Consider the following 23,967-nt stretch of genomic DNA (forward strand, 5'->3'; position numbering starts at 1 on the left):
GCCCCCGAGACGAGGGGGCCGACGTCGGGAAAGGCCCAGGTCGTCGACCTGGGCCTTTCCCGTGCGCCGGTGACAGACGGGGGCCCGGCCCGTTTCCTGTCGCGGAATCCCTTCGTTTGTCGCCGGCCACCTGCAGCTTTGTCCTCGGTCGGTAACCGGCCTATCTCGTCCGGGTGTGCGCGTGACTTGATGGGCGCACGGCATCGGAGACGGCACCGGTGGACACGGCAAAAGGGGCGGGCGGACATGGCGAAGCACAAGGGAAGGGGCTGGCACGGCAAGCTTCTCGCCGCGGCACTCGGCGTCACGGCGGGAGCCCTCGCCATGTCGATGTGGACCGCCCAGGCCGACACCACCGAGGAGCGACAGCCGCAGGCCCACGCCTCGGCACCGGCCATCCACCCCGTGGCGGTGGGCATCGTGCACGCCTCGGATCAGGGCGCCCGGGGTGTCAACATCACCATCGACGACGGACCGGACCCGGTCTGGACGCCGAAGGTGCTGCAACTCCTCAAGGAGAACGGCGTGAAGGCGACGTTCTGCATGGTGGGCACGCAGGCGAAGGCGTACCCGGACCTGGTCAAGGCGGTCGTGGCGGACGGCCACCGGCTGTGCGACCACACGGTCTCGCACGACACCACCATGGACAAGAAGTCCGAGGCCTACCAGTCCCAGCAGATCCTGGACGCCGAACGCATGATCACCGAGGCGTCCGGAGGCGTCCGGCCGATGTACTACCGGGCCCCCGGTGGTGCCTTCACCCCGTACAGCCGGCAACTGGCTGCCTCCCGGGGGATGCGTCCGCTGGGCTGGAACGTCGACACCAAGGACTTCGAGCACCCCGGTGTGGACGCCATCGTCGCGACCGTCAAGAGCGAGATCAGCAGCGGGCCGACCGTCCTCTTCCACGACGCGGGCGGCGACCGCGCCCAGACCCTCGACGCCCTGCGCGAGGTGCTGCCTTGGCTGAAGGAGCAGGGGTACTCCTTCGGCTTCCCGGTGCGGTGAACGGAGGAGCGGCGGTCGCCGGGTGCTTTCCACGTTCGACCGGGGATACCGGGCCGGGGATACCGGGCCGGGATACCGAATCGGGATACCGAATCGGGATACCGAATCGGGGAAGCGGCCATTTGATCAGGGCCCGGTGGTACCTGCCCGGGATCCTGGCTCACGTCGGTCATCACCATTGATCGACCATTGATCGAAGTCGTCCTGAAGAACAAACCGGCCGGTGTCGTGTGCGGCGTGAAGTCCCCTTTTGTGAAAGTAAGTTGACTGTCTCCGTGATAGAATTCTCATGAATTCGCAGGACGGCACGATCAAAAGGGGAATGGCGTGAACACCGAGAAGGTCACTGCTCGACGTCTTACGGCCGAGGAGATCACGGCCCTGGGGCCCCAGGACGCCATCTTTGTCGCGGCAGGAGTGGAAGGCCTTTCTCTCGACAGCTACGCCCCGGCTTTCCTCACGGCGCCGGGCAAAAGCTTCGAGGGAGGTTCCTTCGTCGCGCGGACGGTATTCGGTGAGGAAGTCCACGTCCTCCCCGAGAACACCGAAGAGGCTGGGATCTGGGTCGCCGACAAGGAGGGGGAGGTCATCGAGGTCCTACAGAGCGCCGGTGTTCTCCTCAACCTCGCTCTCTTCGTTCCCCAGGGGAGCAAGGAATCCCTGGATTCGCTCTACGCCGCCGCCCGGGAGGCGTTCGGCGCGGGAGTGGTCCAGCGCTGGAGCGAGGAAACCGTAGCGGTGCCGGACGTCAAGGTCGACCTGTACGAGGAGCCGGCCCGGGCACGGAAGAACGCGAACGGCCAGAACCGCGACCGCCGCGCTCTGGACATCTACCCGACCCGCGTGCGGTTCCTGGAGCCCAGTGAGGGCTGGAAGTTCGTCGTCGAACCGCACCAGGAGATCGTCGACGACACGCCGACGATCTGACCTGAGGACCGGCCCCGGAGCCGCCTCCGGCGCCGGCTCCGGGGTGACCGCCGAGGGGGTCGTGCCCGCAAGCGCACGACTCTCTCCGGGTCCGCACCCCGCCTCGCGCTTCGCGTCCCGTCGCGGCGGGGCCAGGTGACCGCGCTTCGCAAAAGGGGACTGACAGATCCTCATGTCCCTGCCTATGATCCCCGGGATGAAGAACTTCGCCTCGTACGGATCGGGGGAATCGTTCGCGCAAGGTGATGCCTGATGGCACACCGCTTCGCGTTCGAGATTCCTTCCCACCTCTTGATGTGGCAGCGCGTGCGCGAGTACGCCGTGCCACCGTCCATGATCGAGACCGCGACCGCGCGACGCGCGGTCGGCGACTGGGCCGGGGCATGCGCCGCCGCCCGGGTCGACGTCGATCTCGATCTGCGCGCCGTGCGTGAACGCCACGGCACCGAATTCCTCACCCACCTTCGAGCAGATCTGCGCCGCCTGGCTCCGGATCTGCTCCGCTGGCACATGCCCCGGACCGCTCCCGACGGACGACTCCGCGCCGGCCTCACCCTCTCCCTCGCCCGGTACGGGCGTCCAGGAGCCTCCACACCCTTGCATCTGGTGGCGCGAACGCCGCCGGCTTGGGCGGACGCCGGGCAGAGGATCTCGCTGGCCCTGTGGGAGGAGTCCGAGAACAGCGCCACAGGGCACGGGTCTCCCCACCCGATCGTCCCTCCGCACCCGCACCCACACCCGCATCCGCATCCGGACCGGCGTTTCCGGCTCGATCTGCACCGGCATCTGTGGGACGCCGGGCGGAGCGGTGACCTGGCGTGGCGCTGCGGCGCGGCCGGGCCGTCATCGTCAGTGGTGCCGCCCCACGGGTCTTCCGTATCCACCCGGCTGGACGCGCCATACCCGCACGAGGGCACGCTTGGCAGTAACTCGACGTGGGAAGTGGCGCGTTGGGCTGCCGAGGCGCAGTTGCTGTTGCGGGCCGAGAACCGTCCGCACGGTGCTTTCACCGTGCGGCTCGGTACGCGGAATCACGCCGTGTTCGAACTCGTCGCCCCCGACGACAGCCATGTCCCCACGTTCCGGCCGCTGCGGGAGAAGCCGGCGCGACAGGAGGTCGCGGCGCTTCCGGTGCTGCCGGAAGCAGCGGCCCGGGCCCTTCCGGACCTGGAGCTGCTGCGGGCCGGGTTGATCGAGGTCGATCGCCTGCATCCGCTCGTCACGGCCGCGTTGGCGGCGTACGGCCCGGTGACGACGACCGGTTCTGCCTCCCTGTCGGGCTGTACGGCTCCGTCCGGCTCGGGGGCGAGGGGTCAGGGTCTCGCCTCCTCGCCCGGTGATCCGCACCGGGTGGAGTGCCGCGGGGAGGTCCACCGGATCGCTCTGCGGGGCGGGAGGCTGGTGGCGATCGATCACGACCCGGCCCAACTGCGGCGGGAAGAGCTGCTGGTGGCACTGGGCGGGCCGGCCCTGCCCTGTCTGCGTGCCATCGACGAGGTGCACCGTGCCCCGGACGCGCTGCCCGCGGTCCGGGAACGGTTGGGCCATGGCGATGTCGTCGGGGCCCTGGCCGTGGTCGAGGGGCTCCTCGGGCCCGGCGCGGTCCTGCGCGACGGGCCGCTCCGGGACGAACTGGAGTCGGCCGCGGCCCGCCGTGTCGATCACGGGCTCTTCCGGGCAGGACTGGTCGCCACGCACCCCGGTGCGGGTGGGGCGGCGGGGGGCCAGGCCGAGGACCCACGGCATCCGGAGGCGGGTCACCGCCCCCGGCCCGACCGCCGCACACCCTTCGCGATCAGCGTGAAGCGGAGGAGCCGGACCCGGCCCCGTACCGGCCTCTTCCCCGGTGTCCGCTGACCCGCCCGAACCCGCGCCCGCGCCGCGCACTCCCCGTCACACGTGGCACACCCGGCACACGCGCCGTACGCCACGCCCGCCACTCCGCGCCCCACCGCCCCGCCCCTGCCGCATGCCCCCTGGCCCGTGCCCATGCCCCGCGCCCCATGCCCCGCGCCATCTGCCCCAAGCCGCGTGCCATCTGCCCCATGCCCCGGGCCATCCGGTCCAGGAGCGTCCCCCGCTGCGTCGTCCTCCCCTTCACGGCCCCTTCTCCGGCCCTCCCCGCAACCCAAGGTGATGCCCATGACCTCCCGTACCCTGCTCCCCGCCCCGACCACGAACCCCGGCGCTCCCGTACCCCCGCGCGTCGGCGCCTGCTCCCCCACCGGCTCCCGGCTCGCCGTCGCCGGCGACCTGCTGACCCTGCTGCGCACGACCACCACCGAACCCCGCCCCGACGAGCAACTCGAAGCCCTCACCCTGGCCGTCGCGGCCGACCTGCCCGTACTGCTCTGGGGCGAGCCCGGCATCGGCAAGACGGCGGCACTGACGCAGCTCGCCACCTCCCTCGACCTGCCGCTGACCACCGTCATCGCCAGCGTCCACGAACCGACCGACTTCTCCGGGCTGCCGATCGTCGGCGATGACCCGGCGGTCCAGGGGGTGCCGATGGCGCCGCCGCAGTGGGCCGTGGAACTTGTACGGGCCGGGCGGGGACTGCTCTTCCTCGACGAACTCTCCACCGCCACACCGGCCGTCCAGGCCGCACTGCTCCGGGTCGTCCTCGAACGGAGGGTCGGGGCGCTGCAACTGCCGCCGGACGTAAGGATCGTGGCCGCTGCCAACCCGCGCGCGTCGGCGGCGGACGGGTGGGAGTTGAGCCCGCCCCTGGCCAACCGGTTCGTGCACCTGTACTGGGTGCACGACCGGGAAGTGGTGGTGCGCGGGCTCGGCGGGGTCTGGCCCCGGGCGGAGCTGCCCCGGCTGGAGCCCGAACGGCTCGCGGAGGCAGTCACCTTCGCCCGGCACGCGGTCTGCGGATTCCTGGATGCCCGGCCCACGCTGATCCACCGGTTGCCCAGCACGGAGACCCGGCGGGGCGGCGCCTGGCCCTCACCCCGGAGCTGGGAAGCGGCGCTGACCCTGCTCGCCTTCGGCACCGCGGCCTCGGTCTCCCGCGAGGTGCTGGCCCTGCTGGTGCGGGGTGCGGTCGGCGACGGACCGGGCCTCGAACTCCTCGCCCATCTGGACCGGATGGACCTGCCCGACCCGGAGTCGCTGCTCGCCGACCCGGCCTCCGCCGACCTGCCGGAACGCGGCGATCTGCGCCAGGCCGCCCTGGAGGGGGTGGTGGCCGCCGTCGGGGCGCGGCCCGAGCGGGCGAGGTGGGAGGCGGGCTGGGCCGTGCTGGTCCGGGCGCTGGAGACCGGCGCCCCGGACCTGCTGGTCGCCCCGGCCACGGTGCTGGCGTCGCTGCGGCGCGACGACTGGGAGGTCCCGCCGGCTGTGGAACGGCTGGCCGCGGTGATCGGCCTCTCCCAGCGGGCCGACCGGTCGGTGGAACGCGTCACGGCGGCAGCCGGCGCCCGGCGCGCGACGGGGGTACGCCGATGACGGGCCGCGCCAAGCCCCCGCCGGCAAGCCCGCGGCCACGCCCGCTGCCACGCCCCATGGCCCGCCCCGCGCCCCCGCGTCCGGTACGGGCCACCCTGCCGGTACCACCGGCCGGCGCGGGAACCCCGTACGGCGAGGCCGGCCCCGCGCTGGAGCTGGACATGGAGAAGCTGATGGCCGCACGGCTGCACGCCGTGAAGGTCCGTCCGTACCTCGCCGCGGCGCTCTTCGCGCTGCACGTGGTGGAGGACCGGTCGGTGCCGACGATGGCGGTGGACGCGTACTGGCGCTGCTACGTCTCACCCGGCTTCGTGGCACGTACCCCGCTGGAGGAGCTGGCCGGAGTCTGGGTGCACGAGGTCTCCCACCTGCTCCGGGACCACCACGGGCGGTCCGAGCGGTACGCGCGCGAACACGAGAAGTACGGCCCCGGCGAGCGGCTGCGGCGGAACATCGCCGCCGACTTCGAAATCAACGACGACATCTACGGCGACGGCCTGCCGATGCCCACCGGAGCGGTACTGCCGTCGCTGCTGCGCCTCTCCCACGGGCTGCTCATGGAGGAGTACCTGCGCCAGTCGTCGATGTCCGGCCTCGCCGCGGACCTGGCCTGGCTCGACTGCGGCAGCGGTGCGGACGGCCACGACCGGCCCTGGGAGCTCGGCGCCGACGGAGCCCGCAAGCTGAGCAACCACCAACGCGACGCGATCCGCTTCCGGGTCGCCGAAGGGATCAAGGGCCGACCGGGAAATGCCCCGGAGGGGTGGCGCCGCTGGGCCGACGACGCCTTCCACCCGCCCCAGCCCTGGCGGCGGTTGCTGGGCGCCGCAGTCCGTTCCGCCGCGGGCGCGCCGGGGCCGGGCGAGGACCACAGCTACCGGCGTCCCTCCCGGCGCTCGGCAGCCCTTCCCGGGGTGCTGCTCCCGAGCCTGCGCCGCATGCCGCCCCGGGTCTGCGTGGTGATCGACACGTCCGGGTCGGTGAGCGATGCCGAACTGGGCAGCGCCCTGCTGGAGGTGGCGGCGATCGCGCGGGCGGTGGGCGGCCGGCGCGACGCGGTCTCGGTGATCAGCTGCGACGCGGCGGCCGGGGTCGCCGTTCCGCTCTGCCGCGCCGAGAAGATCGAGCTGGTGGGCGGCGGGGGGACGGACCTGCGCTCCGGTTTCGCCCGCGCGCTCCGCTCCCGGCCCCGCCCGGACGTGATCGTCGCCCTGACGGACGGGCAGACCCCGTGGCCCTCCGCCCCGCCGCCCTGCCGCACCGTCGTCGGCCTCTTCCCGCGGTTCGCCGGCCCTGCCCGTTCCATGGACGAGGAGACCGCCGACTACGTCCCGGACCAACCGCCGCCGTGGGCCCGCGTCGTCACCATCGGCTGAGAGCCGGGGCCGGGGCCCCTCATTGGGGCGGGGCCGGGGCGATGCGGGGCAGGGCAGATGCTGGGTGGGGGAGTCAGCGCAGTCCGGCGAAGAGGTCGTTCTCCGGCAGGGCCGCGCCGGTGGTGTCCTTGACCCGCACGAAGGTCTCCACGCCCATGAAGTCGGCGAACCGCTCCTTGCCCATCTTGAGGAAGAAGATGTTCTCGCCCTGGCTGGCGTGCGCGGCCAGTGAGTCGAACTTCTGGTCGCTGAACGCCGTGGCGTCCACCCACGTGGTGATCTCGTCGTCGGGGAGACCGATGTCGGCCAGCGCGGCGGCCTCGGCGGGATCGGGCTCCGGCATGTCCTCCTGGAACTCGCGCATGGTCTCCCCGAACCGCTGCATCATCGAGCGGGGCATGGTCGTCCAGTACACCTTCGGTGTCAGCGCCGTCGGGTCCTGCGCGATCATCTCCAGCGCCGCCATGGTGATGCGGTTGGCCTGGATGTGGTCGGGGTGACCGTAGAAGCCGTTCTCGTCGTACGTGACGACCACATCGGGTCGGTACTGCCGCATGAGATCCGCAAGCCGGGCGGCGCTCTCCGACACCGGGGTCTGCCAGAAGGATCCGGGGGCGTCGTTGCTCGGCCACCCGACCATCCCGGAGTCGGCGTAGTCCAGCATCTCCAGATCGCTGATCTTGAGAACCTCGCAGCTCGCTTCGAGCTCCTGGCGGCGCATCGAGGCGACGGCCGCCGGATCGTGCCCGGGGTCGCCCGGCTTGACGCCTCCCGGTCCGTCACCGCAACCGCCGTCGGTACACGTCACGAGAACGGTGCGGATTCCCTCCGCCGCGTACCGCGCGAGGACACCTCCGGTGCTGGTGGCCTCGTCGTCGGGGTGGGCGTGCACTGCCATGAGCGTCAAGGGGCGGTCGTTCATGAGAAACAGTCCTCCTGCAGAACTACGTGGTGGTCCGAATGGGCGGCCGACGCCCCGCGATCCCGGGGGGCCGAATCCTGGCAGAGCACACGCCCCGGAGGGCCCCGGCTCCGTGAACCCAGCCCGAACGGAGTCGGCCTTCCCCCCGGTGCAACCGTGTCGGCCGGTCCACCTGTTCCCGGCCCGACTGCCCGACTGCCCGACTGCCGGTCTCGTGGGCGGCGGGCGCCGGTATGTCCGTGCGAACGACGTAGCGACGCGCCCACCGGACCGACTCCGCCCGCACGACGTGCGACGTGCGAGGTGCGGTGGGAACGGCAACGGGAGCGGCAAAGCCGACGGCGACACCCCGGCACCGAAGCTCGGAGCCCTTCCGCTCGGCGTCCGACCCGGGCGTCTCCCGACGCGGACGAAAGGGGCCGGACCGGACGGTCAGTGATGGCCTTTTGCCCCTGTTGCCCCTGTTGCCCCTGCCGGCCCCCTGGGAGACGCCGCGTCCGGTTCTGCGCCGTCTGTTGCGTCGTTTCCGTGCGACGCGTCGCCTACTTCTCGCCGCCCACCGGGGCCAGGTCGTCCAACGGCTTCAGGAAACGGCGCTCGTAGCGCTTGATGCAGCGGGTCTCACGAGCCAGCGCGAGCGTCTCCTGGCACTCCGGGTCGGAGAAGCTGTCCGTGCGGTACTGCTCGTACAGGGCCAGACTAGGGAAGGAGAACAGGGCGTAGGCGATGTCGCTGTCGCCCTCGCTCGGCAAGAAGTAGCCGTGGTGCGTCCCACCGAACCGGTTGACGAGCCGGACCCAACGACGTCCGTACTCCTCGAAACTCTCCAGCTTGTCGGCGTCGATCCAGTACTTCAGATGAATGGTGACCATGCCTGCATGATGCCGCCTCACGGAGGGGCACCGGTACGGGCCGAGCCCGGTGGCCGGGCAGGACCGTCGTCCTCCGGGTCCAGGACAGCGGTCTCCCTGCGTTCGCGCACCCGGCGTCCGCGTTCTTGGCGCGCTGCTTCCCGCCTGCCAGGCTCGTGGCCCCGGTTCGCATCGATGCCGCCGCCGTGCCGAGGGTGGGAGAGGTGCACCGCGCTGGATCAGGCACTCGCCGCGGTGACCGCTCCGGCCGCCCTCGCCCGACTCCGTCGGGTGATCCACGTCTCCGCGCGAGAAACTCCCCCCTTGTTTGTCACTTTCATGTCATACGCTGCCGGATAGCAGCCGCGCCCCGCGCGTCACCGCGCTCCGCGGTCACGACCGGGTGCTGCGCGGCGCTATCAGCTCCCGGTCGTTCACCGGTCATCTCGTGGGGGAAAACACTGTGCGTACGCGCAGCATCTCGACGGCGACAGCGCTCGCGGTCCTCTTCAGCTCGATGGTACTGAGTGTCACCGCGGCCGGTCCCGCGTCGGCGGTCACCGCGACGATCGGCTCGCCCGCGGGCATCGTCGTCGACGGTGTCGGACGACGGGTCTTCGTCGGCGACGACACCAATGACAGGATCATCGCCGCCGACTACAGCGGCAAGGTGGTCGACTCGGTGAGCGGCATCGACGGGATCTTCGACCTGGCTCTCTCCGACGACGGCACCACCCTCTACGCGGCGGCGCGGGTCAGCCACGAGATCGTGGCCCTCGACGCCGCCACCCTCGACATCAAGGCCCGGTACCCCGTGGCCACCAGCATCGGCCCGCTGTACGTCGAATTCACGGGGGGCAAAGCCTGGTTCACCTATGAAGGCCAGTTGGACGGCCACGGCAACCTGGGCTCGGTCGACCCGGCGGTGGACCCGGCCGGCGGGACGAATCCGGTGACGCTCGGACAGCTCTCCCGGGACTCCGGAGTCGGGGGCGGGCCGTTCCTCGACTCCGACCCGTCCGCACCCGGACTGCTGGCCGTCGGCGCGACCGACTTCTTCGACATGACCAAGGACCTGATGGCCGTCCTCGACGTCTCCGGCGCCACGCCCCAGGTGACCGCCTGGCACAACGGCGACTACTCGCTCAACTACGTCAGCGACATCGACCTCGTGCCCGGTACCCCGCAGGTACTGGTCGACGGCACGGACCGGCACGGATACGCGGACGGGAAGTTCACCGCAGCCGGCGCTTACCCGGCCGGACAGCACGCGGACATCGCTCCGAACGGTCTGATCGCCCAGATCAGCGACGCGAACGTGTCGGTCTACCGGCCCGGCCAGACCAAGCCGATCCGCACATACGCCGCCGACACCTCCGCCCTCGCCTGGGCCCCGGACGCCTCCCGGATCTTCGCGCTCGTGACCTCGCCCGGCGGCTACACCCTCAAGGCGCTCACCGATCCCACGCTGAACGTCCCGAGCCTGACGGTGAACGCACCGTCGACCGTCACGCGCGGCAAACAGCTCACCGTGACCGGGAAGCTGTCGGCGACGGTGCCGCTGCCGAGCGGCGTCAAACTCCAGGTCACCCGCACCGACCTGGAGAGCCCCCAGGGCAAGGCGCTGCCCGCCGTGACACCGAAGGCAGACGGTTCGTACACCTTCACGGACACGCCGCAGGCCGGCGGCACGGTCACGTACAAGGTCGCCTACGCGGGCGACGCCGCGCACATGGCGGTCAGCGCGTCCGACAAGGTCACGGTTCCGCACACGAACACGACGCTGACCCTGAACAAGAACGGCAGCGTCTACAACTACGGCGCCGATGTCTCCTTCACCGCGCACCTCGGCTCGACGTACAAGAACCGCACGGTCGAGATCTGGGCGAACCCTTACGGCGGCGACAAGCCCAACAAGCTGCTGAAGACCGGGACGGTCAACTCCAGCGGCAACATCTCCGCGACGGTGGACATGACGCGGGACACGGAAGTCACCGCGGTCTTCAAGGGGGACACCCGCATCGCGCCCAGGACGGTGAAGTCCACGGCATACGCCCGGGTCAAGGTTTCCACCGCCGTCTCCAAGCACTACAGGACGGCCAAGATCGGCTCGACGTCGTACTACTGGTTCCACAGGACCACCGCTCCGCTGCTCACGACGACCATGTCCTACTACAAGGGGCGTAAGCAACGTTTCGACCTTCAGGTCTACTCGGGCGGAAAGTGGCATTCCGCCGACTCGGAGTACTTCCCGCTCGGCACGAGTGGAAAGTCGGCCGTACGCCTGGGGGCGCCGGGGAAGTCCGGGATCAAGGCGCGAATGCGGTCGGTGTACGTCAATGGGTCGTCCGGCGACACCGTGAACTCCACGACGTACGGCTCCTGGAAGTACCTGTACTTCTCCAACTGAGCCGTTCCGTCCGGTTCACTCCACGGATCCGATGCCTTGTGAAGGGCTTCACCGCTCGCGGTGGGGCCCTTCGAGGTTCGCTGCACGGTGACGGGGGCGTGCCCGGTCGCCGAGGGGCTTCACCATGTCATCGACACCCGAGCTGGGCATGGCGGCCGGCAGTCCGGCGTACCGGGTTGCAGCGGTTGCAGCCCCTCAGCGCCTCGTAGGAGTTGCGCGCAGGCACTCCAGCGGTCGTCGGTCCCATCGTCGATGCCGGCCATCAACGGCCGGGCCGCCCTCACAGCCCCTGTTCCTGTTCGCAGTGGTCACGGAGCGGGAGAAGGCAAAACTGGAAATCGGACGGGCCCCTGCGTAGAGCTGGCCGAAACTGGTCGCCCGCCCCCTCTCCCACGTCACCCGAACCGCGAAGCGCGGAGCCTCCGGGGTGTCCCCGAACCCGACGGATGTTCTATGTTGCACAGGCGAACCATTGGGGGAGGGCGGCGGACGACACATGGCACGGGACTACGACAACCAACTGCTGGAGTCGGTGGCGGTACGCCGTCGCAGAATGCGCGACGCATTGCTTTTCGGGGCGGGGCGGGCGCGACGTACTGCGGACGAACGGCTCGGCAAAGTGTTTGCGGGGATCGCAATCGCGGCCGTCCTTTGCGCGGGGTGCGTCGGATGGTCCTTCATCCAGGCCACGCTGGCGAAACAGAAGGCCGAACAGCAACAAGAGAAGCAGCAACAGGGGCTTGTGCAGCCGTATGCGCAGCCGTAGGCGATGAAATCGCCCAAGCCGACTTATTCGTAGAAATCTTGACGCTGAAGGGTCGCGCCGGCGCAATGATAGGTTCCTGCAAGTGGTGAGTACAGCATTGACTTCCCGAGCGCAGCTGTCCCGGGTGACCCTGATCGGCGAGCGGCGCCGGGCTGACGTGGTCCTTCCCTCGGACATACCCATAGGGCAACTGCTGCCGGACATCCTGCAATTGCTCGACGACCGTGCCGCCTCCCGCCCCATGACACGCCAGTTGGTGACGTCGGGCGGCTCGGCGCTTCCGCAGGACAGCACGCTGGCCGACGTCGGCGTCCCCGACGGCGCGGTCCTGCGGCTGGTCAGGACCCACTCTGCGCCGCCCGCACCCGTTGTTCACGACGTTGTCGACCTGGTGGCCGACGATCTTGACCTTCAGGCCTGGCGCTGGCGGCCTGCCGCCCGCAGAACTACCGCAGGGGCGGCGACCGTCGCCTTCGCGGTGATCGCCGCACTGTTCGCCCGCCGCGAGTTCGCACCTGACGCTCTGGCCGGCGCCCTGCTCGTTGTCACCGTCCTCCTGCTCGCCGCCGGCGCCTTGGGCGCCCGCGTGGGGAAAGGAAACCAGGGCCTGGCTACGGCTCTCCTCTTCGCCTCGGGAGGACTCGGCATCCTCACGGCGTGGACGGCCGCCGATGCTTACCAGTGGGAGGGGATCGCACGGCTGGCCGCAGTTGCGGCCGCGCTCGTGCTGACCCTTGTCATGCTCGGCTGGTTCTCCCCTCTTGGTCGTGGCGGATTCGTGGGTGCCGCCGCCATCGCCACCATCACCGCCGTGTGGGAGGCGGTCGCCTCCCTTCAGGACGACCCGTCCCGGCTCGGTGCCGTCATGGCCGTGTTCTCCATCGTCTTGCTCGGCCTGCTGCCTCGCCTCGCGCTGATGTTTTCGGGGCTGACAGCACTCGACGACCGGCGCTCCGGCGGCATATCCGTGAGCCGGCACCAAGTGGGCAACGCGCTTGCCGCCACACACCGGGGACTCGCCCTCGCCACGATCGCGACGGCCGTCTCCGCCGCGGCGGGCGGCTGGTTGCTCACGCTGGCCGGCGAACCGAGCGCATGGACCGTGGCGCTACCGACGCTCGTCGTTATGGTTCTTCTGTCAAGGTCGCGGGCCTTTCCGCTGATCGCGGAGGTCGTGGCGTTGATCGCCGCGGCAGGGTTGCTCCTGGTACGCCTCGTGGTGGTGTGGATCGGACACGGCGGCGGGGCTGGAGCCCTCGCCGTGTTGTGCGTGGCAGCGCTGTTGCCGCTGCTCGGACTCGCGGTGCAGCCACCGGACCATGTGCGAGTACGGCTGCAGCGCACGGCCGACCTCGTCGAGTCCGTCGGCGTGGTGGGCCTGTTTCCTCTGGCCGTCGGAGTGTTCGGCATCTACGGGCAGTTGCTCGACAAATTCTGAGGTGTACGCGCAGGCGCTCCGCGCGGGGCAGTAAATCGGAAGAAGAGGGCAGCGGCACATGTCAAACGCAGACAACTGGCAGGGTGACGTCCTGCGGGACCTTGGGGGCGGCGGACAGCCCGTTTCTCGGGGCGGGCCCGGGCCGGTAGGGCAGGGCGCTACCCCACCCGTGCCATCCGGCCCGGCTCAAGATCCCGCGCTGGCTGTCGCCTCGCCCGCCCCGACTTCGCACGCCATCCCGCATTCCGCCTCCCAGGTCCAACCCGCCGCCCGGCAGCTGCAGAAACACGCCCCGGCACCCGGCCCGGCCCACGCAGGCGCGACCCGTACCCCCGATTCCCGCCCTGCGGTCGATCCGAGTCTTGCCGGAGCGAGCCGCAGGCCCCGCAATGGCGAACCCTTCACGACCCGGGCCGCCCGCGCGATCTGGCGAACCGTTTCCTCGTCCGTGGCCCGCGAGGTCGCCGAGGTCTCCCGCATTGCCGAGTCGCTGCAGCAGCCGGTGACCACCGGCCGCCAGATCGCTGTCACCTCCATCCGCGGCGGTGCGGGCAAGTCCACCGTCGCGGCCCTGCTGGGCACTACCTACGCCCACTACCGCCAGGACCCCGTCCTCTTCGTCGAGGCCGACCCCGCCCTCGGCTCGCTGCCCCTCCGCCTCGGTGCCGAGTCACTGCGCTGGACCACCGGGGACGTCGCAAACATCGTCCAACCGCAGATGTCGCTGCTCGACATCACCGGCTACCTCGTCCAGCTGCGTGACAACGCCTGGCTGCTGCCCGGCAGCCAGGGGCAGATCGGCGCCATGCTGGACTTCCGCTCCTACGAACGCGTCATGGTCGCTCTGCGCCGCTACTTCGGCGTCACAGTCGTCGACTGCGAGACGCTCCCCGCGGAAGTGGCCCGCGTCGCACTGACCGCATCCCAGGCCTGCGTGCTGACTACCCCCGCGACTCTCGACGGGATCGCCAGCACACACGCGGTGCTCCAGTGGATGCAAGGCCTGCCCCCGCACGTGATCAGTGGCACCGTCGTGGTCCTCACCGATCAGGCTCCCCACTCGGGCATCAACATCGGCGAGGCCGTGCGCACCCTCCGGTCCATCGGGACGAGCGTTCACGTCCTTCCCTATGACCGCCACCTCGCGGACGGTGGCGCGATCCGTACCGACCTGCTCGCCCAGGCGACCAAAATGGCCGTCACCCGCATCGCGGCGGACGCGTTCCAGCTTTCCCAGAAGCGCCACTGACGGACGACGACGGACGACGAAGATGAGCACCCGACTGATTCACCGCCCGGCACGGACGGTCAGCCCACCCGCCGCATCCGAGGCACGTGTCATAGAAGCACCGCCCAATCTGCCCGAGGGTAAGGCGGGCAACATAGCGATGTCACTGCTGCCCGTGGCCGGTGTCATGTCCTCCGTCGTGATGATGACAGTCGTCCGCAACAGCCAGTTCGCCTCCCTCGGCGCGCTCATCCTCGTTGTCACCGTCATCGGGTCCGTCGGACTCGTCTTCTCCCAGCGCGGTAAGGCCCAACGCACCCGCCGGACCCAGCGTGAGGCGTACCTCGCCTACCTGGAGGACCTCCGAGAGGAACTCGCCGCCGAGGAACGCGAGCGGGGCGAGCGCGCCGACGTGCTCAACCCGCCGCCCCACGCGCTCTACGACATCGTGCGTGACCCTGCCCGGCTGTGGGAGCGCCGCCGCGTCGACGCCGACTTCCTCCGAGTGCGCGTCGGGACCGGCGAGATGCCCGTACGCGACCTGCGGATCGCGGACCAGGGATCCACTGTTCTCACCCCGCCCGACCTCTTCATGCTGAACGAGGCCTCGGCCCTGACCGCCCGGTTCCGCATCGGCACCGAACTCCCTCTCACCGTGCCCCTCGACCGGGTCGGCAACGTCAGCGTCATCGGTTCCCGCGACGACTGCCTGCGCGTCGCCCGCGCCCTGATGGTGCAGACCGCCGCCGCCCACGCACCCGACGACGTCTCCATCGCGCTGGCGGTGCCCGGCGACCAGCTCGACGAGTGGGAATGGGCCAAGTGGATGCCGCACCTGCTCGATTCCGAGCAGCTCGACGGTCCTGTCGCCGCCCGCCGGATCGCTCCTTCGACGGCGCAGCTCGCCCGCCGGCTCGGCTCCGAACTGCGCCGCCGTGCTTCCTACGCCGCCGAAGTCCGTCGTGGCCTGGCCGGCAAGGACGCCCTGTCGATGACTTCCCGGCTGCTCGTCGTTGCCGACGGACACGGTGAGGACGCCGTCGAGCTGCCGCTCCCGGACGAGGCCGTCAGCCTGCGCGAGATGGGCGTCACCGTCGTGCACCTGCTCGACCAGCGGGTCCAGGAGCCCGGTCAGGTCGGCGTACGGCTCACCGTCGAGGGAGACCAGATCCTCATCGAGGACCTGCGCCAAGTGGAGCCGATCACCGCCCGGGGCACCGTGGACGAGGTCGGTATCCCCTTTGCCGAGGGCCTGGCCCGGATGCTCGCACCGCTGCGGATGTCGGCCGAATCGCGGATCGACGCCCCGCTGTCCGGGCCCGTCGACTTCGCCGACTTGCTCGGCATCGACGACGTGGCACGCCTCGACCTCGACCGGCTGTGGGCGCCGCGAGGCGAGCGCGCCTTCCTGCGCGTGCCCATCGGCGTCAGCGACTCCCGTGAGCCGATCCTGCTCGACCTCAAGGAATCCTCCGAGTTGGGCATGGGCCCACACGGGCTGTGCGTCGGCGCCACCGGCTCCGGCAAGTCTGAACTGCTGCGCACTCTCGTGCTCGCGCTGGTCGCGACGCATCCCCCGGAGGACCTCGCGCTCGTCCTCGTCGACTACAAGGGCGGCGCGACTTTCGCCCCGTTCGCCGACCTGCCGCACGTCGCCGGTGTCATCACGAACCTCGAGAACCAGGCCGGTCTCGTCGAGCGCGTCCACGCCTCCCTCGCAGGCGAGGTCAAGCGCCGCCAGCAGGTTCTCAAAGACGCGGGCAACGTCGCCGACATCGGCGATTACGCCGCACTCCGGGCCGACCTGCGGCCCGACCTGGAACCACTTCCACACCTGTTCGTCGTCATCGACGAGTTCGGCGAACTGCTAACCGCAAAGCCCGATTTCATCGACCTCTTCCTCTCCATCGGCCGGATCGGTCGTTCCATCGGGGTGCACCTGCTGCTGTCCAGCCAGCGAATCGAGGGAGGCAAGCTCAGGGGGCTGGAGACCTATCTCTCCTATCGGCTGGGCCTTCGGACCTTCTCCGCCGACGAGTCCCGCACGGTCCTGGACACCACTGACGCCTTCCACCTCCCCCCGCTGCCCGGCTTCGGCTATCTCAAGGTCGACACCAGCCACTACGAGCGGTTCAAGGCGAGCTACGTATCCGGTGCATACCGGGGCTCCGTACAGGGTGCGGAAGACGAAGACACCGGATCTCTCGCCCTGGAGTACGAGGCGTACAACTCCCTCGCCGACCTGGAGAACCAGGGGCCGCAGGAGCCCTCAGCCCGACGCCGCGAGACCGGCCCCACCGAGATGGGTGTCGTCATCGGACAACTGGAGCGCGCCGCCGCCCCCGTACGCCGAATCTGGCTGCCGCCGCTGCCCACCTCGATCACGCTGGACACGGTCGCGGGCCCACTGGACGCAGGCCCACGCGGACTGCAGTTCGCCAATCGACGCGGCCGGCTCACCGTGCCGCTCGGCCTGCTCGACGACCCTACGAAGCAGTGGCAGGGCGAGTGGTACCTCGACCTGACCGTCGCGGGCGGCCATGCGGCCGTCATCGGCGGACCCCAGTCCGGCAAGACCACCCTGCTGCGCACACTCGTCCTCTCCCTCGCACTGACCCACACCCCGCGTGAGGTCGGCGTCTACGGCATCGACCTGGTGGGCGGCGGACTCCAAGCCCTGTCCGGTCTGCCGCATGTCGGCGGCATCGCCGGCCGCACCGACCGCGAGCGCGCGGCCCGTACCGTCGAAGAGGTACGGAACATGCTCGCCATCCGCGAGAACCTCTTCCGTGACCACGGCATCGACTCCGTCGAGCAGTTGCGCTCCCTGCACGCGGCGGGCCGGTTGCCGCAGCTGGCATCCGCCGAGATCGTCCTCGTCATCGACGGCTTCGGCGCACTGCGCGACGACTTCGAGGCACTCGACGACGCCGTCGTGGACATACTCAAGCGCGGCGGGGGCTACGGCATACACGTCGTCGCGGGCATGCTCCGCTGGAACGACGTCCGCATCGCCACCCAGTCGAACTTCGGCACCCGCGTGGAGCTGCGCCTCAACGACCCCGGCGAGTCCAGTATCGAGCGCAAACTCGCCGAGACCCTCTCGCCCGACGAGCCCGGTCGCGTCCTCACCGACGGCAAGCTGTTCGCCCAGGTCGCGCTGCCCCGCACGGACGGCCTTGCCGACCAGGCGGAGCTGGGCGCCGTACTGGAGCGCACGGCCCTTCAGGTACGCGCCACTTGGAGCGGAGAGGCCGCCCAGCCCGTACGGGTGCTGCCGCACGTTCTGGAGCCACACCTGCTGCCAGGACCGGCGGCCGAACCACGCAAGGTGCCGATCGGCCTCGACCAGAAGGCACTTGCTCCGGTACTGCTGGACCTCTTCGCCCATGACCAGCACCTGTTGATCATGGGCGACAGCGAATGCGGCAAGACGAACCTGCTGAAGACCATCGCGGCCGGACTCATCGAGCGGTACGGCGAGGATGAGCTGGTCTTCGCGATAATGGACCCACGCCGCTCCCTCCGTGGAGCTGTACCCGAGGAGTTCAACGGGGGCTACGCGTACAACACCAAGATGTGCACGGGGCTGGCCACGGGCATCGCCACCGAACTGGAACGGCGGATGCCCAGCGACAGCGCCCTCCTGGACGACCTCGAACCCGGCAGTTGGGGCGGCGGGCCCCGGATCGTGGTCCTCGTGGACGACTACGACGTGCTCACCACCGCCGGGCAATCGCCGCTGGCCCCCTTCCTTCCGTACATCCCGTCGGCGGTGGACATCGGTCTGCACTTCGTGCTGACCCGCCGCGTCGCCGGCGCGTCGCGCGGAATGTACGAGCCGCTGGTGCAGGGGCTGCGGGAATCGGGGGCCTCGGCCGTGGTGATGACGGGCGACCGCAGCGAAGGCCAACTCTTCCCCGGTGTGTACGCCTCACAGCAACCCACGGGACGCGGCGTGCTCGTCCGACGGGGCCAGACCCACCGCCTGATCCAGACCGTGTACACCCCCGGGTGACGAAACCGCCGGACGACTAAGGACCGTACGACCCCATGACCAAAGACGTCATAGCCCTCACACCGCGGATGCCCGACGCCTGGAGCGTGCTCGCGGGACTGCTCTCCGGTGGACCCGACAAACTGGTGGACACCACGGGCGAGGGCGCCGTCGTACAGCTCTGCGACTCGCAGGGCCGGCCGCTGGTGGCCGTTGAGGCGCCGATACTCATACAGGTCCCCGGCGAGGCCGCGCGGCTGTTCGGGGCCGTGGAGCCCCCCGTGCCGTTCTGGTGGACCGAGGCCCGCGCCACCACCGGCGTCGCGGAGGCCGAGAGGCTGGCGGGCACCTTCGCGGCCCGGGTCGCCGCGCTGACCGGCGGCACGGTCTGGCCGCCGGAGGCCGCGCTCTCCGTGGCCGTGGTCCCTTCCGAGGGCGTAGGCGTCGCTCCTGCACCGGCCGCCGCGCAGCCCGCCGTGGATGTTCTGACCGACAAGGTCGGCGTTGTCATCATGGACCGGCCCGCAGTCGCGATGACGACCTGGCTGGCGGACGCCTTCCGCGCCGCCGCAGCCTCGGAGCGGGGCCTCCAGATCGTCAGCCCAGCGGGCAGCACCCTCACCCCGGCCGTGCGAGACGCTCTACCCGGCTGGCCCTCACGCTGGGTCGTGCAGGACGAACGGGACGGCTATTACGACGGCCGCTCGGGCGCCGTGCTGCGCTGGCAGGAGGGAATGTTCGCGCCGGTCGCGCAACCGAACGCGACCGAGGACGATCCACGCACCCCAGTCGCGGCCTCGTTCCGGGAGTTTGCGAACACCGGTGAACGCCAACTGGCCGTCTCCTTCCGGACAGTGCACCCGGCCGACGACCGGCTGGTGCTCGGCGGTGCCCTGGAGACGGTCTGGCGTGAGCTCACCGGCGAGGCTCCGGCCGGTTGGTCGACCGCAGAGCCCGCCAATCTGCCGTGGTCCCCCGCACGCTTGACCGACGTCGCCCACGGCCGGTCGCCCAAGCCGAGTTGGTTCGTGGTCATCGGCAGCCCGGAGAGGCCGGGCGTCGCCGGCATCCGGGTGACCCGTACGAAGGCAGGTGTGGAGGAGGACGTCACGCTCGCGCTCGGCTACGGCGCCCACGAGGAGCCACCGCTGGACGTGCTGCCGCGGCTCGCGGAGGCGCTCACCACCCGCCACCCCCTGCGCTCCATGCTCGTACAGCTCCGCAAAGCACGCCGTGACCTGGCGGTGCCGGCCCGGTTCGAGGGCCCCGGTGTGCCGCTGGCATTCGTCCTAGGGTCGGAGGAGGTCCGGGCGATGCCGGGCGATCGCGCACGACGCACGCCGCTTCCGATGCCTCCGGCAGCGCTGGGACCGAAGGCCCGACCAGCGCTGTATTACCCGTTTCCGGGGAATCCTTCGGACCTCTCGGGGTGGAGCGACTTTGAACGGTTGGTGCGACACCTGAAGGGTGGCGAGTGACGTGGCTGAGCGAATGTCAGGTCTTCGCCACAGCGCACTCGGCTCGGTTGCTGATACTCCCGACGATGTGAGTTGATGAGCGTGAACATACTTACGAACATTCGAGTGTGTGGGGGAGTGGAATGAAGTTCGACATGGGAACCCAGGTTCTGACGAGCCTGATGTCGGGTTCGCGGAACTCGAGTACCGACCTGGGAACGCTGATTCAGCAGTTGATCAACGCTGCGCAGCCCCTTGAGGGCAAGTTCAACGGTCAGGGCAAGGTTGCGTTCGATTCGTTCAAGCTGAGGTCGGACGGGATCACGAAGGAGCTGAACGCTTCACTTTCGGCCATTCTCGGCGGTCAGTCCGGCATGGAGCGGGCGTTCGGCACGGGTGACCAGGAGCACGGCGACAACGCGCGCACACAGATGGGCGCGGGCAACTTCGACGCGGCGCGGTTCTCCGGCCGCTGACCCTCTTCAGGGTCTCTCAACCACACGGGGAGTGTGATGTGTGATGGCCGGTGACACGGACCGTCGGTCCTACGACACGGGAGCGTCCACCGAGGCGCAGGGCAACCTCCAAGTGGTCATTGGCCAGTTGGAGCAGGTGATCGCGGCGCGTGAGGCACAGGTGAGCGCCGCGATGTCGGACTTCGCGGCGGACGGAGTGGCGGACGACTACCACGCCAAGGAACTGCGTTGGAGGAACGCCTCGCAAGAGGTGAAGAACATCATCCGGCTGCTCAAGACGACGCTGGAGAAGAACGACGCGACGGCCCAGCAGACGCTGGCGCGGGCCAAGGCCGCGGTCGACAACATCGGCTGAGTGGGGTTGCTGGAGCTTCGGGGGAGTCATGACGTCGTGGGACATCAAGCCGCAGGGTGTGCAGGGCCAACTCAAGCTCACCGGTGAGCGGGCGGCTGATCTGGAGACGGCACTGAGCAAGCTGATGTCGGACATGTCGGAGGCCGCTTACGCGGCGGGTACGGCGATTCCGGGCTCGGCGGCCAAGGTGCCCTCGGCCGCTGCGCAGGGTCCGGTGGCGGTGGGGCAGGTGCCCTTGTCGCACCGGGGCAGCACGGGACCGGTGGGTGCCGCGCTCAGTCAGTATCTGGAAAAGCGTCAGACGGACCTCAAGGCGATGGTGGACCGCATCCAGGCCGCGGTCCTGGGTGCAGCGAAGGCGACGAACGAGTACGTCCAGGGTGACCTGGAAGCGGCCAAGGAAGCTCAGGACGCGGCGAAGAACGTGCGCCTGGACCTGCTGAGGGACACCCCAGGAGGGGCCAAGTGAGCAATGCCCCGGTAGATCCCGCCAACGTGCCCGTATTCACAGGTCAGTTGTCGGTGCTGGACGAGAAGGTCAGGGCGCTTTCGGCGGACGGCGGAGCCTTGGCGAACGCCGGCTCCTCGATCCATACGACCTTCGGTGGGATGTCGGCGTATTACCAGGCACCCGAGGCGGAGCAGTTGTTCGCGGTGACGAAGCCGGTCGTGGACATCACTTCGTCGTTCAGCGGCGACATGTGCACGATAGCGGGGGCTCTGGGCACCTATGCGCAGGAGATCCGTCCTCTGGTGCAGAAGTTGGAGGAGTTGAAGGCGGAAGCGACGTCGTTCAAGTCGAGGGTCTCGCACGACCACGACTGGATCGAGGACGGGGATCTCATTGAGGAGAACCTTGATCGTCGGAACGAGATCGCTGAGGTGTGGACGCAGTTCCAGGCGGCGGAGCGGCACGCGCACGACAAGATTGTGGCTTTAGTCTGTGGCATACCGCTGAAGGTGAACGACGGCTCCAACGGCGAGGGCATGTACGGCTATGACGCCGAGGCTCTCAAGCACGCGAAGTCCCTGCCGTGGGGTGACGCGGTGGAGGAGTCGGTACCCGCGTGGCAGGTGTGGGAGCACGCCTATGACTTCGGCAAGGGCCTGATTGTCGACGGCGTGTGGGGCACGATCAAGGGTCTTGGAACGCTGGTCGGTTTCGACGGCTGGGACGCGGCGGGGCAGGCGTGGACGGGTCTGGCGAAGTTGGCGACGGGCCTCGTGATCACCGCGACGCCGGCGGCGGCAGTGTTCTGGACGGCGGACGACAAGGACCTGCCGTCGTGGCTCCGTGATTCGCGCACGGCCATGAAGGAGACCGGCAAGGCTCTTCTCGCGTGGGATCAGTGGAGTTCGAACCCTTCCCGCGCGGCGGGTGCGGTGACGTTCAACGTGTTGACGACGGTGTTCACCGGTGGTACAGGTGGCGCTGCGGCGGGTGCGGGCAAGGCGGGGCTCGCGGCCAAGGCGATTTCCTTGGCCGGCAAGGCGGGTCGTGCGATAGATCCGATGACGTACGTGTTTAAGGGTGTCGGGGCCGGTGTCTCGAAGATCGGCGATGTGATGGCCGGTCTGAAGGGCATGGGGAAGATCGAAATTCCCCGGATCGACGAGGGCGCGTTCAGCCTGCCCGAGGGCGCCTTGGAGCTGCCTGACGGAACGATTCAGCTACCCAAGGACATCCCGATACCCGAGGGGGCCATCAGGGTCTCCGACGACACGATCAAGCTGCCTGACGGCACCACCACGTTGCCGCCGGGAACAGTGAAGTGGCCCTTCGACGGACCGGCCAAGTACGCCGACGAGGCGGGCAACCTCTACAAGGAGGACGGCAGCCTCTACCAGAAGGCCGACGAGGCCAGGCCGGAGCCATCCCCGAAGCTGGACACGGACGCGAACGCCCCCCGGACGGAGGTCCCGGTCCGCCAAGAAGCGCCGGTTTTGGCAGGAGTCGGCGCCCGGGGCGGCGACGACGTCGTCCGCGTCGGCAGCGACATGTCCGAACCGGTGCGTGCTGGGGACAACGGTGCCCATGGTGGTGCCCACGGCCCCGACAACAGCCCCACGGGCCGCGTGGGCGATCACCCTCCCGGCGGCCACGCCCCGGAGGGCATGCCGCGCAACGACCTCGACAGCACCCCCAGTGGGTCCCGCCCCGGCAATCTTTCCCCGGTCGGCCGACCCGACGTACAGTCCACGGGCGGCTCACACCCGGACGGCTCCGGCTCGGGCGGTTCTCACCCCGAGGGGCCGACTACGGGCGGCGCCCACCCGGACGGCACGGGCGGCGGTCACCTGGACGGCCTCGGTGCTTCGGGGGGATCCGTCCCCCATGGCGCCCCGCCCACAGCCTCACTTGACGAGGCAACCCGTGCGGCCCACCATGCGGAGTACGAGGCCGCCCGTGAGGTCCCGGTCACGGACCGGACGCCCGCCGAAAGTGCGGCGATCACCCGTGAACACGTCCGGCTGGCCAACGAGGACCCCATTTGGCGTGCCGAGCACTACGACAAGTGGGGACCCGGTTACCGGAACAGCGCGGAGGGAATGGTCGATGGCCAACTCCTGCCGAGACTGGTCGAGAAGCCGGGTGGCGGTTGGATGGCTGCGTCCTCGATTCCGTACGCGCACCCCGGCGGGTACCACCTCAACACCTTGGACCGTGGCCCGTCCACCGTCGTGCCCGACAACGAACTCAAGCACCTGGACGCGGTCGCGGCCAAGCGTATGGCCGGCATGGAGCTGACCAAGTGGGAGAAGGTCTTCGAGCGGAATCCGAGCTTCGAGAACGCCTACGAGTTGGCCCGTGCGCAAGAGAACTTCAACGTGATCGGCGAGGGTGCCGCGAACAACAGCAAGCTCGGAGAGGCCCTCGGCGAGGAGGCCGCCCGCCGGCACATGCTCCGGCAAGTTGAGTTCGAAGGAGCTTACGAACTGACCGACCTGCCGGAGACGGCGAACGGTTCGAGGAGGTTCGACCAGCTGTGGCGTGACAAGGACGGCAGCCTCATCATCGTGGAGGCCAAGAGCCCCAACGGGACCTTGGACTGGCGCCAAAGCAATGGTCATCCCAGCGGTGGCACGTTCATGGTGAAGCAGGGAAGCCTCGATTACGTTCGAACCGTTGTGGCCGATATGAAGGATCGCATCCTCGAATCACCGGGTGAAGCCAAGTACATAAAGGAGATAGAGGACGCCATCAAAGACAAGACACTGCGCTACGTGCTCGTCCAGGCCTCCGAAAACACTGGTCAGTATGCTGGAGCCGTACTCAAATACTTCAAGCTCTTCTAAGGAGAA

Annotated in this window: 17 protein-coding genes; 15 read left to right on the forward strand and 2 right to left on the reverse strand. The window is 69.5% G+C overall.

All coding sequences use genetic code 11. The features are described from left to right. The first annotated feature begins 246 nt into the window (after window positions 1–246). The 5 genes from ACFYPN_RS17485 to ACFYPN_RS17505 all read left to right on the forward strand — a co-directional run bounded on the left by ACFYPN_RS17485 (window position 247) and on the right by ACFYPN_RS17505 (window position 6,764). Window positions 247–1,008 carry a polysaccharide deacetylase family protein gene (locus ACFYPN_RS17485; protein WP_389299102.1) on the forward strand — a complete coding sequence of 254 codons (762 nt, stop codon included), beginning with the start codon at window positions 247–249 and terminating at the stop codon, window positions 1,006–1,008. A 327-nt stretch (window positions 1,009–1,335) separates the two neighbouring features. After that, the gene (locus ACFYPN_RS17490) at window positions 1,336–1,935 is read left to right on the forward strand and encodes a hypothetical protein (RefSeq protein ID WP_389299105.1); all 600 of its coding nucleotides are present in this window, start codon (window positions 1,336–1,338) and stop codon (window positions 1,933–1,935) included. 252 nt (window positions 1,936–2,187) lie between these two features. Beyond that, window positions 2,188–3,792, forward strand: a complete 1,605-nt coding sequence (locus ACFYPN_RS17495) for a hypothetical protein (protein ID WP_389299108.1) — start codon at window positions 2,188–2,190, stop codon at window positions 3,790–3,792. Between the two features lie 285 nt (window positions 3,793–4,077). Next, window positions 4,078–5,388, forward strand: a complete 1,311-nt coding sequence (locus ACFYPN_RS17500) for an AAA family ATPase (RefSeq protein ID WP_389299111.1) — start codon at window positions 4,078–4,080, stop codon at window positions 5,386–5,388. A gap of 161 nt (window positions 5,389–5,549) precedes the next feature. Continuing rightward, window positions 5,550–6,764 carry a VWA-like domain-containing protein gene (locus ACFYPN_RS17505; protein ID WP_389299427.1) on the forward strand — a complete coding sequence of 405 codons (1,215 nt, stop codon included), beginning with the start codon at window positions 5,550–5,552 and terminating at the stop codon, window positions 6,762–6,764. A gap of 73 nt (window positions 6,765–6,837) precedes the next feature. Here the strand turns inward: ACFYPN_RS17505 and ACFYPN_RS17510 are convergent, their stop codons facing one another. Then, complete coding sequence (locus tag ACFYPN_RS17510; protein ID WP_389299114.1) at window positions 6,838–7,686, reverse strand: PIG-L family deacetylase; 849 nt, start codon at window positions 7,684–7,686, stop codon at window positions 6,838–6,840. Window positions 7,687–8,228: 542 nt separating this feature from the next. After that, the gene (locus tag ACFYPN_RS17515; RefSeq protein WP_358761384.1) at window positions 8,229–8,558 is read right to left on the reverse strand and encodes an NIPSNAP family protein; all 330 of its coding nucleotides are present in this window, start codon (window positions 8,556–8,558) and stop codon (window positions 8,229–8,231) included. Window positions 8,559–9,000: 442 nt separating this feature from the next. Between ACFYPN_RS17515 and ACFYPN_RS17520 the strand changes: the two genes are divergently transcribed. The 10 genes from ACFYPN_RS17520 (at window position 9,001) to ACFYPN_RS17565 (ending at window position 23,961) form a co-directional block, all read left to right on the forward strand. Beyond that, window positions 9,001–10,947 carry an Ig-like domain repeat protein gene (locus ACFYPN_RS17520; protein ID WP_358761383.1) on the forward strand — a complete coding sequence of 649 codons (1,947 nt, stop codon included), beginning with the start codon at window positions 9,001–9,003 and terminating at the stop codon, window positions 10,945–10,947. 496 nt (window positions 10,948–11,443) lie between these two features. After that, complete coding sequence (locus ACFYPN_RS17525; protein ID WP_389299117.1) at window positions 11,444–11,713, forward strand: hypothetical protein; 270 nt, start codon at window positions 11,444–11,446, stop codon at window positions 11,711–11,713. A 97-nt stretch (window positions 11,714–11,810) separates the two neighbouring features. Beyond that, window positions 11,811–13,151 (forward strand): type VII secretion integral membrane protein EccD, encoded by a 1,341-nt coding sequence (gene eccD / locus ACFYPN_RS17530; protein ID WP_389299429.1) that lies wholly within the window; start codon window positions 11,811–11,813, stop codon window positions 13,149–13,151. Window positions 13,152–13,209: 58 nt separating this feature from the next. Next, on the forward strand, window positions 13,210–14,400 hold the full coding sequence (locus ACFYPN_RS17535; protein WP_389299119.1) for a CpaE family protein: 1,191 nt from the start codon (window positions 13,210–13,212) through the stop codon (window positions 14,398–14,400). Between the two features lie 22 nt (window positions 14,401–14,422). Next, window positions 14,423–18,397, forward strand: a complete 3,975-nt coding sequence (gene eccCa / locus ACFYPN_RS17540) for a type VII secretion protein EccCa (protein ID WP_389299122.1) — start codon at window positions 14,423–14,425, stop codon at window positions 18,395–18,397. Window positions 18,398–18,432: 35 nt separating this feature from the next. Next, window positions 18,433–19,854 carry a DUF6177 family protein gene (locus ACFYPN_RS17545; RefSeq protein WP_389299125.1) on the forward strand — a complete coding sequence of 474 codons (1,422 nt, stop codon included), beginning with the start codon at window positions 18,433–18,435 and terminating at the stop codon, window positions 19,852–19,854. A 122-nt stretch (window positions 19,855–19,976) separates the two neighbouring features. Beyond that, window positions 19,977–20,309 (forward strand): hypothetical protein, encoded by a 333-nt coding sequence (locus tag ACFYPN_RS17550; protein ID WP_389299128.1) that lies wholly within the window; start codon window positions 19,977–19,979, stop codon window positions 20,307–20,309. Between the two features lie 43 nt (window positions 20,310–20,352). Next, entirely contained in the window at window positions 20,353–20,664 is a 312-nt protein-coding gene (locus tag ACFYPN_RS17555; protein ID WP_389299130.1) for a pore-forming ESAT-6 family protein, read from the forward strand. Window positions 20,665–20,692: 28 nt separating this feature from the next. Beyond that, window positions 20,693–21,133, forward strand: a complete 441-nt coding sequence (locus tag ACFYPN_RS17560) for a DUF6507 family protein (protein WP_389299132.1) — start codon at window positions 20,693–20,695, stop codon at window positions 21,131–21,133. After that, on the forward strand, window positions 21,130–23,961 hold the full coding sequence (locus ACFYPN_RS17565; protein WP_389299133.1) for a hypothetical protein: 2,832 nt from the start codon (window positions 21,130–21,132) through the stop codon (window positions 23,959–23,961). The genes ACFYPN_RS17560 and ACFYPN_RS17565 overlap by 4 nt, the downstream gene beginning before the upstream one ends. Window positions 23,962–23,967: the final 6 nt, after the last annotated feature.

Source organism: Streptomyces sp. NPDC005576, from assembly GCF_042871745.1.
Lineage (GTDB): Bacteria > Actinomycetota > Actinomycetes > Streptomycetales > Streptomycetaceae > Streptomyces.

What these genes read in the sequence shown, in the direction of transcription:
- ACFYPN_RS17485 (WP_389299102.1), top strand. Translation starts at nt 247, where the DNA reads ATGGCGAAGCACAAGGGAAGGGGCTGGCACGGCAAGCTTCTCGCCGCG.
- ACFYPN_RS17495 (WP_389299108.1), top strand. Translation starts at nt 2,188, where the DNA reads ATGGCACACCGCTTCGCGTTCGAGATTCCTTCCCACCTCTTGATGTGG.
- ACFYPN_RS17500 (WP_389299111.1), top strand. Translation starts at nt 4,078, where the DNA reads ATGACCTCCCGTACCCTGCTCCCCGCCCCGACCACGAACCCCGGCGCT.
- ACFYPN_RS17505 (WP_389299427.1), top strand. Translation starts at nt 5,550, where the DNA reads ATGGAGAAGCTGATGGCCGCACGGCTGCACGCCGTGAAGGTCCGTCCG.
- ACFYPN_RS17510 (WP_389299114.1), bottom strand. Translation starts at nt 7,686, where the DNA reads ATGAACGACCGCCCCTTGACGCTCATGGCAGTGCACGCCCACCCCGAC.
- ACFYPN_RS17515 (WP_358761384.1), bottom strand. Translation starts at nt 8,558, where the DNA reads ATGGTCACCATTCATCTGAAGTACTGGATCGACGCCGACAAGCTGGAG.
- ACFYPN_RS17525 (WP_389299117.1), top strand. Translation starts at nt 11,444, where the DNA reads ATGGCACGGGACTACGACAACCAACTGCTGGAGTCGGTGGCGGTACGC.
- ACFYPN_RS17535 (WP_389299119.1), top strand. Translation starts at nt 13,210, where the DNA reads ATGTCAAACGCAGACAACTGGCAGGGTGACGTCCTGCGGGACCTTGGG.
- eccCa (WP_389299122.1), top strand. Translation starts at nt 14,423, where the DNA reads ATGAGCACCCGACTGATTCACCGCCCGGCACGGACGGTCAGCCCACCC.
- ACFYPN_RS17545 (WP_389299125.1), top strand. Translation starts at nt 18,433, where the DNA reads ATGACCAAAGACGTCATAGCCCTCACACCGCGGATGCCCGACGCCTGG.
- ACFYPN_RS17550 (WP_389299128.1), top strand. Translation starts at nt 19,977, where the DNA reads ATGAAGTTCGACATGGGAACCCAGGTTCTGACGAGCCTGATGTCGGGT.
- ACFYPN_RS17555 (WP_389299130.1), top strand. Translation starts at nt 20,353, where the DNA reads ATGGCCGGTGACACGGACCGTCGGTCCTACGACACGGGAGCGTCCACC.
- ACFYPN_RS17560 (WP_389299132.1), top strand. Translation starts at nt 20,693, where the DNA reads ATGACGTCGTGGGACATCAAGCCGCAGGGTGTGCAGGGCCAACTCAAG.